Origin of the sequence: Achromobacter arsenitoxydans SY8, assembly GCF_000236785.1 — a bacterium.
GTDB lineage: Bacteria > Pseudomonadota > Gammaproteobacteria > Burkholderiales > Burkholderiaceae_B > Achromobacter > Achromobacter arsenitoxydans.
Genome location: NZ_AGUF01000074.1, coordinates 163,122 through 176,920, shown reverse-complemented (window position 1 = coordinate 176,920; position 13,799 = coordinate 163,122). Strand labels below are relative to the sequence as shown.

14 protein-coding genes are annotated in these 13,799 nt (G+C 68.0%); 8 read left to right on the top strand and 6 right to left on the bottom strand.

The genetic code is table 11. From position 1 onward, the window contains the following. Window positions 1-159: 159 nt before the first annotated feature. Both KYC_RS23410 and KYC_RS23405 read left to right on the top strand, forming a co-directional pair. The gene (locus KYC_RS23410; protein ID WP_008167119.1) at window positions 160-1,902 is read left to right on the top strand and encodes a nitrite/sulfite reductase; all 1,743 of its coding nucleotides are present in this window, start codon (window positions 160-162) and stop codon (window positions 1,900-1,902) included. Then, a complete protein-coding gene (locus KYC_RS23405) occupies window positions 1,895-2,440 on the top strand; it encodes a DUF934 domain-containing protein (protein WP_008167117.1) in 546 nt (181 codons plus the stop codon). Before KYC_RS23410 ends, KYC_RS23405 begins: the two co-directional genes overlap by 8 nt. A gap of 11 nt (window positions 2,441-2,451) precedes the next feature. Here the strand turns inward: KYC_RS23405 and KYC_RS23400 are convergent, their stop codons facing one another. Next, a complete protein-coding gene (locus tag KYC_RS23400; RefSeq protein ID WP_008167114.1) occupies window positions 2,452-3,246 on the bottom strand; it encodes an IclR family transcriptional regulator in 795 nt (264 codons plus the stop codon). Between the two features lie 103 nt (window positions 3,247-3,349). On the opposite strand from KYC_RS23400, the gene KYC_RS23395 reads away from it, so the two are divergent. The 4 genes from KYC_RS23395 to KYC_RS23380 are packed head-to-tail and all read left to right on the top strand — an operon-like array spanning window position 3,350 to window position 7,459. Then, window positions 3,350-4,339, top strand: coding sequence for a Bug family tripartite tricarboxylate transporter substrate binding protein (locus KYC_RS23395; protein ID WP_008167112.1), 990 nt, complete (start codon window positions 3,350-3,352; stop codon window positions 4,337-4,339). A gap of 17 nt (window positions 4,340-4,356) precedes the next feature. Further along, entirely contained in the window at window positions 4,357-5,862 is a 1,506-nt protein-coding gene (locus KYC_RS23390; RefSeq protein WP_008167110.1) for a class I adenylate-forming enzyme family protein, read from the top strand. Further along, complete coding sequence (locus KYC_RS23385) at window positions 5,859-6,644, top strand: citryl-CoA lyase (RefSeq protein WP_008167107.1); 786 nt, start codon at window positions 5,859-5,861, stop codon at window positions 6,642-6,644. Before KYC_RS23390 ends, KYC_RS23385 begins: the two co-directional genes overlap by 4 nt. Further along, window positions 6,641-7,459: an SDR family NAD(P)-dependent oxidoreductase gene (locus KYC_RS23380; RefSeq protein ID WP_008167105.1), complete on the top strand. Its 819-nt coding sequence runs from the start codon at window positions 6,641-6,643 to the stop codon at window positions 7,457-7,459. Before KYC_RS23385 ends, KYC_RS23380 begins: the two co-directional genes overlap by 4 nt. 20 nt (window positions 7,460-7,479) lie before the next feature. Here the strand turns inward: KYC_RS23380 and KYC_RS23375 are convergent, their stop codons facing one another. Then, the gene (locus tag KYC_RS23375) at window positions 7,480-8,472 is read right to left on the bottom strand and encodes a Bug family tripartite tricarboxylate transporter substrate binding protein (RefSeq protein WP_008167103.1); all 993 of its coding nucleotides are present in this window, start codon (window positions 8,470-8,472) and stop codon (window positions 7,480-7,482) included. Window positions 8,473-8,537: 65 nt separating this feature from the next. Next, on the bottom strand, window positions 8,538-9,635 hold the full coding sequence (locus KYC_RS23370) for a mandelate racemase/muconate lactonizing enzyme family protein (protein ID WP_008167101.1): 1,098 nt from the start codon (window positions 9,633-9,635) through the stop codon (window positions 8,538-8,540). A gap of 98 nt (window positions 9,636-9,733) precedes the next feature. On the opposite strand from KYC_RS23370, the gene KYC_RS23365 reads away from it, so the two are divergent. Then, complete coding sequence (locus KYC_RS23365; protein WP_008167100.1) at window positions 9,734-10,693, top strand: LysR family transcriptional regulator; 960 nt, start codon at window positions 9,734-9,736, stop codon at window positions 10,691-10,693. Here the strand turns inward: KYC_RS23365 and KYC_RS23360 are convergent. Beyond that, entirely contained in the window at window positions 10,675-11,469 is a 795-nt protein-coding gene (locus KYC_RS23360; protein ID WP_008167098.1) for a MetQ/NlpA family ABC transporter substrate-binding protein, read from the bottom strand. The two genes, KYC_RS23365 and KYC_RS23360, sit on opposite strands and share 19 nt — an antisense overlap. Before the next feature lie 173 nt (window positions 11,470-11,642). Here KYC_RS23360 and KYC_RS23355 point away from each other — a divergent pair, with 173 nt between their 5' ends. Continuing rightward, a complete protein-coding gene (locus tag KYC_RS23355; protein ID WP_043519144.1) occupies window positions 11,643-12,716 on the top strand; it encodes a DUF6817 domain-containing protein in 1,074 nt (357 codons plus the stop codon). 157 nt (window positions 12,717-12,873) lie between these two features. Here KYC_RS23355 and KYC_RS23350 read toward each other — a convergent pair whose 3' ends face one another. Together KYC_RS23350 and grxD are read right to left on the bottom strand one after the other, a co-directional pair. Beyond that, window positions 12,874-13,434 (bottom strand): UbiX family flavin prenyltransferase, encoded by a 561-nt coding sequence (locus tag KYC_RS23350; RefSeq protein ID WP_008167095.1) that lies wholly within the window; start codon window positions 13,432-13,434, stop codon window positions 12,874-12,876. A 7-nt stretch (window positions 13,435-13,441) separates the two neighbouring features. Beyond that, the gene (gene grxD / locus KYC_RS23345) at window positions 13,442-13,768 is read right to left on the bottom strand and encodes a Grx4 family monothiol glutaredoxin (RefSeq protein ID WP_008167093.1); all 327 of its coding nucleotides are present in this window, start codon (window positions 13,766-13,768) and stop codon (window positions 13,442-13,444) included. Between the last annotated feature and the right edge of the window lie 31 nt (window positions 13,769-13,799).

Sequence of the window (13,799 nt, the reverse complement as noted above, 5' to 3'; positions counted from 1 at the left end):
TTCCCCGGGGCTCTTCCCCGGGGCCCTTATTTCTTTATTACCAGAATGACTTAGACGCTCTAGACGGCTGGCTGTTACGGTTATGAACCCCCCTTTGCCGGCGCCTTGCGCCTGCCGCCTACAGGGGCTCAGACCGAGAAGACTTCAAGGGCAGTAGACATGTACGTGTATGACCCCGTCGATCAACAGCTAGTCGAGCAGCGTGTCGCGCAATTCGCCGATCAGACGCGCCGCTTCCTCGACGGCCAGCTTACCGAAGATGATTTCCGCGTTCTGCGCCTGCAGAATGGCCTGTACATCCAGCGCCACGCGCCCATGCTGCGCGTCGCCATTCCCTACGGCATGCTGGCGTCGCGCCAGCTGCGCACCCTGGCGCACATCGCGCGCAAGTGGGACCGCGGCTACGGGCACTTCAGCACGCGCCAGAACATCCAGTTCAACTGGCCCAAGCTTGAAGACGTGCCGGACATCCTGGCCGAACTGGCCACCGTCCAGATGCACGCCATCCAGACCAGCGGCAACTGCATCCGCAACACCACCACCGACCACTTCGCCGGCGTCGCGCCGGACGAACTCGTGGACCCGCTGGTCTGGTGCGAGATCATCCGTCAATGGTCCACGCTGCATCCGGAATTCGCCTTCCTGCCGCGCAAGTTCAAGATCGCGGTCAGCGGCGCCGTGCAGGACCGCGCCGCCGTGGGCGTGCACGACATCGGCCTGCAGGCGGTCGAGCGCGACGGCAAGCTGGGCTTTCGCGTGTGGATCGGCGGCGGCATGGGCCGCACGCCCATCGTCGGCAAGCTCATCAACCCCTTCGTCGAATGGCAAGACCTGCTGACCTATATGCAGGCCGCGCTGCGCGTCTACAACCTGCACGGCCGCCGCGACAACAAGTACAAGGCGCGCATCAAGATCCTGGTCAAGGACCTGACGCCCGAAGTCTATGCGCAGCAGGTCGATGAAGAGTGGCAGCGCATCAAGGGCGGCCCCGACACTATCACGCAGGAATTCGTCGACACCATCAAGTCGCGCTTCGTGTGGCCGCAGTACGACGCGTCCGCCGCCGCCGACTCCGACGACACCGCTGCGCTGGCCGCCGCCGACAAGCGCTTTGCGCGCTGGCTGCGCACCAACGTGCACGCGCACAAGGTGGCCGGCTATGCCGCCGTCACCGTGTCGCTCAAGCCCACCGGCGTGCCGCCGGGCGACATCACCGCCGACCAGATGGACGCCGTGGCCGACCTTGCCGACGACTTCGGCTTTGGCGAGCTGCGCGTGTCGCATGAACAGAACCTGATCCTGGCCGACGTGCGCCGCGCGCGCCTGCACGAACTCTGGCAGAAGCTTGAAGCCCTGAACCTGGCCACGCCCAATGTCGGCCTGCTGACCAACATCATCGCCTGTCCGGGCGGAGACTTCTGCGCGCTGGCCAATGCCGTCTCCATTCCCGTGGCCGAGGCCATCCAGCGCCAGTTCGACGACCTGGACTACCTGTTCGAAATCGGCGAACTGGACCTGAACATCTCGGGCTGCATCAACTCCTGCGGCCACCATCACGTGGGGCACATCGGCATCCTCGGCGTCGACAAGGCCGGCGAGGAGTGGTACCAGGTCACGCTGGGCGGCCGCCAGAACGGCGCCGCCAAGCCCCTGCCCGATCTCGAATCCACGCGCGGCGGCGGCGCTGCCGTGGGCCGCATCATCGGTCCGTCCTTCGCCCGCCACCAGGTGCCCGGCGTGGTCGACCGCCTGATCCGCACCTATCTGGGCCTGCGCGACAGCGAAGAGGAACGCTTCATCGACGTGGTCGACCGCGTCGGCATCGACCCCTTCAAGCAGGATGTCTACGCCGACCCTGCCTTCGCCAAACCCAGCCAGACCGCGGAGGCCGCTCATGTCTGAAATCTACGCCCACGACGCCCCCGGCCCGCACCTGATCCGCAACGGCAGACTGGAAGCCGACACGTCGCGTCCTTTCGTGCCGGAACCCGAAGTGCCCGCCGAAGGCCAGGTGCCCGGCGACGAGCCCGGCTGGATCGTGCCGCTGTCCGTGTGGAAGACCTCGCGCGCCACACTGCGCCGTCACCAGCACCCGGTTGCCGTGCTGCTGGACCCGGACGCCGACCTGGCCGACCTGGCCGACGCCGACGGCACGCTGAACCCCGCAGGCATCGCCTTCATTGCGGTGGACTTCCCCGTCTACACCGATGGCCGCGGCTATTCGCTGGCGCAGCTGCTGCGCACCCGCTACCAGTGGCAGGGCGAACTGCGCGCGGTCGGCGACGTGATGATCGACACGATCCACTACCAGGCGCGCGTCGGCTTCGACAGTTTCCTGGTCAAGCCCGGACACGATCCGCACAAGGCGCTGGACGCGTTCAAGACCTTCACCGTGCATTACCAGAAGACGTACCGCGCGCCGACGCCCGCGGCGGCCTGAGCCGCCTGCGCTCACGCGCCCTCTCCGGGCAACACCCAGTGCGGCATCCCGGGTTCGTTCTGCGCCAGTTGCGCGCGGATCAGCTCGGCGATGTTGCGCTGGCGCGGCGCCTGCATGCGGCTGATCAGGCTGGATACGCTGACCGCCAGCCGCGGATAGCCGCCTGCATCGCATAGCGCAACGCCGACGCCCAGCACCCCCGGCACCGCGGCGTTGCCCACCACGGCCCAGCCGCGGTCTCGCGTGTTCTCCACCAGCCGCCGCATCTGCGCGACGGTCATGCCGCCATAGGCGCGCAGCGCCTGTTCATTCTGCGTCAGCACGTCCTCGGCCTCGCCGGGCGGCAAGGCGCCCAGCAGCGCCAGTCCGGCCGCGCCCACGCCCAGCGGCTGGCGATGCCCCACCGTGACGGCCAGCACCTGCACGGGATAGTTGCCGACCTCGCGGTGCAGGCACAGGGAATCGTTCGCGGCGCGGCAGATGAGAAAGGCGGAATCCCCGCTGACATCGCTGATCTGGCGCAGCACCGGCCGCAGGCTGCGCACCGCCTGCGCGTGCGGATCGCCGGCCATCATGACGCCCAGTTCGGCGACGCGCCAGCGCGGCGCGCCCGATTCGCGCAGGGCATATCCCTCTTCCACCAGCACATCCAGGTAGCGATACACCGTGGACCGCTGCATGCCCGCGGCCCGCGCAATATCCACCACATGCATGCCGGCCGCGCCCGCCTGCCGCAGCACGCCCAGCACCCGCAGCCCTCGGCGCAGGATGCGCGGCCCGGAGCCTTCGGATTCCGCCTTGTTCATTTTTTGGACACCTTGCGTTGATGACGCCCCGATCAAAGCCGAATATGAAGGCGGGCGGACGAAGATCTGTCCAAATATTAGACAAAACAGGACGGAGACAACAATGAAGACATTCAGCAAGCGCTGGACCGTGGCAGCGGTGACCTTGAGCGGCGGCCTGCTCGCCGGCGCGTCCGCCTGGGCGGCCAAGCCCTACCCCGAACGCCCCGTGACGCTGGTCGTGGGCTATGCCGCCGGCGGCGCGACCGATATCGTCGCGCGCCTGATGGCCAAATCGCTGGCGGAGGAACTGGGCCAGACGGTCGTCGTCGAGAACAAGACCGGCGCCAACAGCAACATCGGCGCCGAGATCGTCTCGCGCGCGGCGCCGGACGGCTACACGCTGTATGTCGGCTCCATCGCCAACACCATCAATCGCACGCTGTACAGCCAGCTCAACTATGACTTCGTCAAAGGCTTCGAGCCGGTGGGCCTGCTGGCGACCATCCCGAACATCCTGGTCGTCAATCCCAAGCTGCCGATCAAGACCGTGCCGGAGTACATCGCCTACGCGAAGCAGCATCCCGGCAAGCTGACCTGCGCCTCGTCCGGCAGCGGCTCGTCCATCCACCTGTCGTGCGAACTCTTCAAGATGAAGACCGGCACGGACATCCTGCACGTGCCCTATCGCGGCAGCGGCCCGGCGGTGGCCGACCTGCTGGGCGGCCAGGTCGACTCCATGTTCGACAACCTGCCTTCGTCCCTGCCGCACGTGCAGGCGGGCAAGCTGCGCGCGATTGGCGTCACGTCGCCGCAGCGCCTGCCCGTCACGCCGGACGTCCCCACGCTGGCCGAATCCGGCCTGCCGGGCTTCGATGTGGAGTCCTGGTTCGGCCTGGTGGCGCCGGCCGGCACGCCCCGCCCCGTCATCGACCGTCTGAATCAGGCGATGAACAAGGCGCTGGCCAGCCCGGCCCTGCAGGCCTCGTACCAGCAGTCGGGCTTCTTCCCACCGCAGGCGCCCAACACGCCCGAGACCTTCGGCAAGAAGATCGCCAGCGAAATCGACAAGTGGGGTGCGGTCGTGAAAAGCGCCAACCTCAAGGCCAATTAGCGTTCCAAGGAGCACAGGTGTACCCGATTGATTTCTTCTTCCGCGCGGCCGAACAGCATCCGGATCGCGTGGCGCTGGACGGCCCCGACGGCCAGGTCACGTACTCGCGGCTGGCGGCCGACACCCGCGCGCTGGCCGCAGCCCTGCAAGACCTGGACCCCGCGCCCCAGACCCGCGTGGCGATCTGCGCCGGCAATTCCGCGCGCCACATCCTGGCGTTGCTGGCCGTGCTGGCCAGCGGCAAGGTCTGGGTGCCGCTGAACTACCGCAGCACCGCAAGCGAGATCGGCCGCATCCTGGACGCCACGGCGCCGTCCATCGTGATCGTGGACGGCGTGGGCGCCCCGCTGGTGCAGGCGGGGCCGGCGCGGCGCATCGAGCTGGAGGACGACGCCGCGGAGCTGGCGCTGTCCGCGCTGCTGGCGCGCTGCGCGGGCCGCGAGCCGGCGCGCCACCCGCTGCCGCGCGACGCCACGCAGGCCATCAAGTTCACCGGCGGCACCACCGGCCTGCCCAAGGGCGTGATGCAGCCCTATCACGCCTGGAACGCCGGCATCATCAACCAGATCATCAGCTGGGGACTCACGCCAGACGACCGCTATGTGGTGTCCGCGCCCATCACCCACGGCACGGGCACCTACCTGCTGCCGGTGCTGGCGCAGGGCGGATCGCACCTGCTGCTGGACAGCGTAACGCCCGCCACCATCACGGCGGCGTTCCGCGAGCGCGGCGGCACGCTGAGCTTCATGCCGCCCACGCTGATCTACATGATCATGGCGCAGCCCGGCGTGTCCCGCGCAGACTTTCCGCGCCTGCGCAACCTGATCTATGGCGGGGCGCCCATGCCCGTCGAAAAAATCGAGCGCGCGCGCGCCTTCTTCGGTCCGGTGCTGGGCACGACCTACGGCCAGACCGAAGCGCCGCAGATCGTCACGGTCCTGCGCCCCGCCGACCTGGAAATCCCCGGCAACCGCGCCTCGGTCGGGCGCGTCACGCACCTGACCGACGTGGCGATCATGGCCCCAGACGGCGCGCTGCTGCCGCGCGGCGAGATCGGCGAGGTCGTGGTGCAGGGCGACCTGGTAATGACGGGCTACTGGCGCCTGCCGGACAAGACGGCCGAAACCGTGATCGACGGCTGGCTGCATACCGGCGACACCGGCCTGATCGACGCGCGCGGCTACCTGTTCCTGAAAGACCGGCTACGCGACGTCATCATCACGGGCGGCTTCAACATCTATCCCGTCGACGTCGAGAACGCGCTGTCCTCGCACCCCGCCGTGTACGAATGTTCCGTGTTCGGGCTGCCGGACGACAAATGGGGCGAAGCCGTCCACGCCGCCGTGCAGCTGCAGCCCGGCGCGCACGCCAGCGACGACGAGCTCAAGGCCCACGTGCGCGCGCTGCTCGGCCCGGTGGCCACGCCCAAGCAGATCCACATCCACGCCAGCCTGCCGCGCTCCAGCGTGGGCAAGGTGCTGAAGAACGCAGTGCGCGACGCCGCACTGAAGGAGACCCCATGAACAAGCCCGAAACCCGGCTCTGCGCCCACCACCTGACCGGCATGTCCTACCGCGACGTCGACCTGGTGGAAGACCTGATCGGCAAGAAGACGTTCACCGAGGTCATGATCATGCAGATCCTGGGGCGCGATGCGCGTCCCGTGGACCTGCGCATCGTGGACGCCGTGCTGGTCACGCTGATGGAACACGGCATGACGCCCAGCGCGATCGCCACACGGCTGATCTACATGAGCGCGCCAGAGAACCTGCAAGGCGCCGTCGCCTCGGGGCTGATGGCCGTGGGCAGCCAGTTCGTCGGCACCATGGAAAACTGCTCGCGCCTGCTGGACCGGATCCGCCAGGCCCCCGACGCGCAGGCCGAGGCCCTGGCGATCGCGCGCGAGTTCCGTGCCGCCCGCAGCCCGCTGCCCGGCTTCGGCCACCACCTGCACAAGCCGGACGATCCGCGCGCGATCAAGCTGCTGGCCCTGGCCGAAGCCGAAAGCGACCTGGACGGCGCATCCATCAAGGCGCTGCGGCTGCTGGCCGGCGCGATCGACGAAACCTACGGCAAGCACATCACCATCAATGCCACCGGCGCCGTCGCCGCCCTGCTCAGCGAGATCGGCGTGCCCACCGACCTGATGCGCGGCTTCGCCGTCATCTCGCGGGCGGCCGGCCTGGTGTCCCACGTCGCCGAAGAACAGCAAAGCCCCTCTGGCCGCTACATCTGGGAAACCATTGATCACGCCATCCCTTACGTCGGCAAGGGCAAGACCCATCAACAGGACGGCGGGCAATGACGCCGGCGGCCATTCCCGGCAAGCGCCTGGCGGGCAAGGTCGCGCTGGTGGCGGGCGCGGGGGCATCCGCCCCCGGCTGGAGCATTGGCAAGGCCAGCTGCGTGACGCTGGCGCGCCAGGGCGCGTCCATCATCGCGCTGGACGCCAGCCTGGCCGCCGCGCAAGACGCCGCGCATGAGGTGGAACTGGCCGGTGGCGACGCACTGCCGGTACAGGCCGACGTCGCCGATCCCGACGCCATGCAGGCGGCGGTCGACGCCGCGATGCGCCGCCATGGCCGCATCGACATCCTGCAGGCCAACGCCGGCATCGGCAAGGTGGGCGGCCCCGAAGATATTTCGGTGCAGGACTGGGACCGCATCCAGCAGGTCAACGTGACCAGCCTGCTGGTCGCCACACGGCTCCTGGCGCCCATCATGCGCGCGCAGGGCGGCGGGGCCATCGTCGCGGTCTCTTCGATCGCGGGCATCCGCTACACCGGCTATCCGCACCTGGCCTACAGCGTCAGCAAGGCGGCGGTCATCCACTTCGCGCGCATGGCCGCGCAGCAATACGCCGCAGACCGTATCCGCGTGAACACGGTGATTCCGGGACTGATCGACACGCCGCGCGTCGCCGGCAACGTTGCGCGGATGTTCGACAAGGACGATCTGGACGCCGCCCGCGCGGCGCGCGACCGGCAGGTGCCGATGGGGCGCATGGGCACGCCCTGGGAAGTCGCCAACGCCGTCGCCTTCCTGGCCTCCGACGAAGCGTCATACATCACGGGCACGGAACTGCTGGTGGATGGCGGCCTGACCGGCAAGTACGCGTAGACCGCCATCGGGACCGCGCCCTACTCGGCCTTGATGCCCCCGCGCTGGATCACCGCGGTCCACTTCGCCACGTCGTCGCGGATGCGCTGCGCAAATTGCGCGGGCGTGCTGCCCACCGGCTGGAAACCCATGCCGGCCAGCTTGTCGCGCAGTTCGCCATTGCGCACGGAATCCGCCAGCGTCGCCGACAGGCGTTCGATGATGGCTTCGGGCACGCCGGCGGGCGCAACCACTCCGAACAGCGGCGAAATATCCACGCCCGGCAGGCCGGCTTCCGTGAACGTGGGCACGTCGGGCAGTTGGCTCGCGCGCTGAGGGCTGGTGACGGCCAGCGCGCGCAGGCGCCCGCCCTTGATGTGCTCCAGCAGCGTGGGCACGGTGGCGAAGGCAAACTGCACCTGGCCGCCCAGGAGGTCGGTGATGACCGTGCCGCCGCCGCGATACGGCACGTGCAGCACGTCCACGCCCGCCTGCTGGCGCAGTTGCTCGCCCGCCAGGTGCGGCCCGCTGCCGACACCCGCCGATCCGTACGACAGCGTACCCGGCTGCGCCTTGGCCAGCGCCAGGAACGACGCCAGGTCCGTCGCCTTGACGGACGGGTGCACCACCATGACGAAAGGCGCCGTCGCCATCAGCGAAACAGGCGCGAAATCCTTGATCGCATCGTAGGGCTGGCGGTCGCCCAGCAGCGCGGGATTGATGGTGAATGTGGAATCGACCATGCCGATGGTGTAGCCGTCCGGCGCCGACACGGCCAGCGCGCGCGTGCCGATGGTTGTGCCGCCGCCGCCGCGATTTTCCACGACGAAGGGCTGGCCCAGGGCCTGGGCATAGACCTGGCCCGCCATGCGCCCGAGGGTGTCGGTGGCCGCCCCCGGCGGATACGGAATGAACAGGCGCACGGCCTTGTCCGGATACTGCGCGGCCCGGGCCGTGATGGCCCAGGGCAGCGCGGCCGCGCCCAGGGCCATGGCCGTGCCGTTGATCAGGAACGATCTGCGGGATTGATGCATGTCTTTGTCTCCGTGTTTATGTTCTATGCGGCCGCAAGGCCCTGCGCCGCCATGGCGCATCAATGTCATGCGCTATAGCGGCCCTCGGCAAGTTCGGCTTCGGGGTCCGCGCCCAGCCCGGGCCCGTCCGGAACTTGCACCCAGCCGTCCACGATCGGCACGCTGCGCCCGTACGGCACGTGCGCCAGCTCGACGTATAGGCGCTCCAGCGATACCTCCGCCTGCTGGGCCGCAATCAGATGCAGGCTGGCAAGATAGCCCGGGCCGAAGAACGCGACCTGGGGCGCGCAGGTCACGGCCGTACCGGCGCACTTCTGCGCGATGCGCCATGCGGCGGTCAAACCCAGCTTGATGACGCTGGGTTGCACATACTGCGCCGCCTCGTCGTCCACCAGCCGCTCCAGGTCGGTAGCGCTGCCGGCGTTCTCGCCCACCGCCAAAGGAATGCCGCAGGCGCGCTTCAGCCTGGCCAGCGCGCGGGCGTCCTCCGGCGGCCAGAGCGGCTCTTCGATCCAGTACGGATCATGCGGACGCATGGCGTCGATGGCGGCTTCGGCTTCGCCAGGCAGCCACGCGCAATTCGTGTCCACCATGATGGGCACGCCCGGCCCCGTGCTGCGGCGCACGGCGGCCAGCGCATCGGCGGTGCGCTCGTGCAGCTTGATTTCGGTATAGCCCTCGTTCAGCGCGCGCGTGGTCACCGCGTCCAGGCGTTCCGCGTTGCCGTAGTACTGCAGCAGCGACGCATAGACGCGCACGCGCTCCCGGCGCTTGCCGCCCAGCAATTCATACAGGGGCACGCCGGCGCGCTTGGCGCGCAGGTCCCACAACGCGATATCCAGTCCTGCCAGCGCATGCACCACGGGGCCGGACCGTCCCAGGTTATGCAGCGTGCGCTGCATGCCGGGCAGCAGCGTGGCGTCGTCCGCGTCGCGGCCGCAGGCCAGCGGCGCGATCAGGGTTTCGAAGATGGCCTGCAGGGCGCGCGGCTCCACACAGTACGACTCGCCCCACGCCACCGCGCCGTCTTCGGTCTGCACGCGCACCAGCGCGCTGTCCAGCTTGTCGCGCGGACGGCCGGCGAACAGCGGCGACGGGCTCCAGTGATGAAACGGCAGACGCAGCGGAATGCAGGCGACGGAAACAATGGTGTTGGCGGGCATAACGGTTACGCGGCTCCAGGGTTCAATGCCGGTTATTCTGGCGGCCGCGCATTCATATGGTCAAATAGATGAATTGACTATTTCCATATAAATTTCATATGTTAAATCGCCGAGAACTCCTGCTGCTGCGCGCGATGTACCGGCACGACACCGTCACGGCCGCCGCCGCATCGGTCAACATGACACAACCCGCCGCCAGCGCGCTGCTGCGCGACATGGAAACGCGCCTGGGCTTCGCGCTGTTCAGCCGGGAGAACCGGCGGCTGCATCTCACCAGCCAGGGCCGTTCACTGATACCCGAAGTGCTCAACGCGCTGGCCGGCATCGAAGCCGTCGACCGGCTTGCCGTCGATATCCGGCAGGGCGCCATGACGCGCCTGGACGTGGGCGCGGTCGCCATCGCCGCATCCAGCCTGCTGCCCGCGGCCCTGGCCGGCATGCGCCCGGCGCACCCCGGCGTCGCCGTCACGATCCGGGCCGGCACTGCGCTGGAGATCATCGAAATGGCGGTGGACCACCGCATCGACTTGGGCATCATCATCGGATCGCCTTCCGACATCGACCGCGTGGACAGCCTGCGGCTCGCGCCCCTGGGCCTGCATGCGGTCATGCGCCAGGACCACCCCTGGGCGCGGCAGCCGGCGCTGACGCTGGACGAGGTGGCGGCGGCCGGCCCCATCGTGCTGGCGACCGCCCTGCCCGCAGGCCGCGCCACCAGCCAGGCCCTGGAGTCGCGCGGCCTGCCCTGCCGCCCCATCATCGAAGCGGCGCAGTCCTCGGCCGCCTGCGCGCTGGCCGCGCAAGGGCTGGGCGTCGCCATCGTCGAAAGCCTGGGCGCGCACTACGCCGAACGGCAAGGTCTGGCCGTGCGCCATCTGCTGGCGCTGGAAGACCCCGTGCTGGCGGTCGTGTGGTCGCGCGACCGGGCGATGAGCGCGCCGGCCCAACGGCTGCGCGAGGAATTGGCGGAACAGGCGCGGACCTGGCTGGTGCGCACGCCTGCCGCGGCCGCGCGGCGCAAGCGCGCCTGTAAGCTCGCTTACCAGGACGTCGTGTAGGCGCCGGGGAACTGCTTGGCGACGAAGGCCTTTACCTCGTCGGACTGGTAAGCCTTGATGAAGCGGGCGATGCGCGGATCGTTCTTGTTGTCTTCACGCGCGGCGATCACCACCGCCGCGAACGGCGCATCCTTGCTTTCCAGCGCCAGCGCGTCCTTGGCGGGCGACAGGCCTGCCGGGATGGCGTAGGCCGAATTCACCGCGGCGGCGTCCACGTCCTTGAGCGAATGCGGCAGTTGCGCGGCCTCGATCTCGACGAACTTCAGGTTCTTGGGGTTCTCGACGATGTCGAAGATCGACGCCGTCACCGTCACGCCGTCCTTCAGCTTGATCAGCTTGGCGGCCTGCAGCACCAGCAGCGCGCGCGCACCGTTGGTCGGATCGTTCGGGATGGCCACCTTGCCGCCCTGCGGCAGCTCGTCCAGCGACTTCACGCGCTTGGAATAGATGCCCATCTGCTGCACCACGGCAGTCGCCACCGGCACCAGCTTGTAGCCGCGCGCCTTGTTCTGCGATTCCAGGAAGGGCTTGTGCTGATAGATGTTCAGGTCCAGTTCCTTCGCATCCAACGCGGCGTTCGGCTGGATGAAGTCGCTGAATTCGACAAGCTTGACCTTCAGGCCGTCCTTCGCGGCGACCTGCTGCACGACTTCGCCGATCTGCGCGTGCGGACCGACGGTCACGCCCACCTTGAGTTCGGCGTCCTGCGCCATCGCCTGCGTGCTGGCGAAACCGATCAGGGTGGCAAGGACAGCCAGGGAATGGCGAAGACGCATGGGAATCTCTACAGGCAAGTAAGAATGACCCAGGATTCTAGAGACCATGCTTCAAAACCGGAAGCGATGAATATTCATATTGATATGCGGAATTCCATATGAAGGGCGCGATGACAGCGCCGCCGCATGCGGACACAATAGAGCCCTGCCTTTCATTCACGCATCCTCAAGCCATGTCTACCACCACAGAACTGCATCCGCACGCGCGCGCGCTGCTGGCCGACCACTACGCCGCCGTGGACCCCGACCTGCCCGTCCTGCTGGACCTGCTGTTCGCGCGCAGCGCCGGCGAAGACTGGCACAAGGCCGGCACGTTCAAACATCACCTGCTGGGCGTCTACCGCACGCTCGCGCTCTGGAATCAGCCGCGCGAAGTACGCCTGCTTGGCCTGTTCCACAGCGTCTACGGCAACGAATACGTGGACCTCACCCTGTTCGACCGCGAACGCGAGCGCAACACGCTGCGCGAAGCGCTGGGCGAAGAAGCCGAGGAATGGGTCAGCCTCTTCTGCGCCATGCCGCGCACGAAGTTCGTGCAGGCCATCCTGCAAGGCCAGGGCGCCGGCGCCGACGGCCTGACGCTGGAAGGCGCGGACGGACAGACCTACACGTTCACGCCGCGCCAGGTCGCCGCCTTCACCGTCGTGTCGGCCGCCGACATCGGCGAACAATGGCATAGCTGGCAGGACGAGATCTTCGCGGGCTACCCGCAGCAACAGCGCCGCGACCTGAAAACGAATTGGGCGTCGTCGCTGTGGCCCGGTCCGCTCAAGCCGCCGTCGAACATCCTGTCGATGCTGTCGCACCTGCTGGCCCCGCTGTCGCGCATGCCGCAAGACACCGGCATCCCCATTCCGCCCGCGTTCGACGCCTGCCGCGCCACGCTCAGCCCGCGCGACGAGGCCGCGGCCAGCGCGCTGTACTGGCAGGTCATCACCCGCATGCACCCCCTGACCGAAATGGACAGCGCCCGCCACATGCTGGAAGCGGCGGTCGAACACAATCCATGGGTGGGCGAACCGCGCCTGCTGCTGGCGCAGCTGGCGCTGACGGCGGGCGATTTCGACGCCGCCGAACGGCACGCCGCAGCCGGCCTTGCCGCGCTGCAGGCCTGGGGCACGGCATGGGACAAACGCATCGAATGGGCCGGCTGGATGGCGTGGGCGCGGATCGAACTGCAGAACGCGCGCGCCCGCAAATGGCCGGAAAACCTGGGCGCGCTGAACGGCCTGGGGCTGGTGGAGTAAGCGCGGCCGCGATCAGCAGCGCCCCGCTCGCGGGGCGTGCCTGCCACGGCGGGCATGCTTGCGGGCGGGCTTACGGAATGCTCATGGCGGCGCTTGCGGGGCTGCTTGCGCAAGCCGGTCCGAGCGGGCTCGCGGTCCGCAGTTGCCTGCGCCGGTCCTAAGTGCCTTCCCAGTGCGGGCCGGGCACGACGATATCGAAAAGCTCCAGCACGCGCGCCACGGTATGGTCCACCATCTCTTCGATGGACGCAGGGCGGTGATAGAACGCCGGCAGCGGCGGGAAGACGATGCCGCCCATTTCGGTCACCGCCGTCATGTTGCGCAGGTGGGCCAGGTTGAAGGGCGTCTCGCGCACCATCAGCACCAGGCGCCGGCGCTCCTTGAGCGTGACGTCGGCGGCGCGGGTAATGAGGTTGTCGGACAGGCCATGGGCCACGGCCGCCAGCGTGCGCATCGAACACGGCACGATCACCATGCCCGCGGTCTGGAACGCGCCGCTGGCCAGCGTGGCGCCCACGTCGCGCACGCTGTGGACGTGATCCGCCAGCGCGTAGACGTCCTGGCGGCTGACGTCCAGTTCGTGCTTGATGTTCAGCACCCCGGACGCGGACACCACCAGATGGGTCTCGACATCGTCTACGCCGCGCAGCGCCTGCAGCATGCGCACCGCGTAAAGGGCGCCGGTTGCACCCGTGATGCCGATGACCAGCCGCCGCATGATGGCCTTAAGCCGTGGCGCCGGATTGCTCCAGCAGCGTCTTCAGTTCGCCGGACTCGTTCATTTCATTCATGATGTCCGAACCGCCGATGAACTCGCCGGACACATACAGCTGCGGAATGGTCGGCCAGCTGGAGAACTCTTTGATGCCCTGGCGGACTTCGTCGTCCTCCAGCACATTGACCGTGACCAGCTTCTTCACGCCACAGCTCTTGAGGATCTGGATGGCCTTGCCGGAAAAGCCGCATTGCGGAAACTGGGCGGTGCCCTTCATGAACAGCACGACGGGGTGCTGGGTCACGGTTTCGCGGATGAATTCTTGAACGTCGCTCATGGTGGTCTCTTGGACAGGCAAATCGGAATAT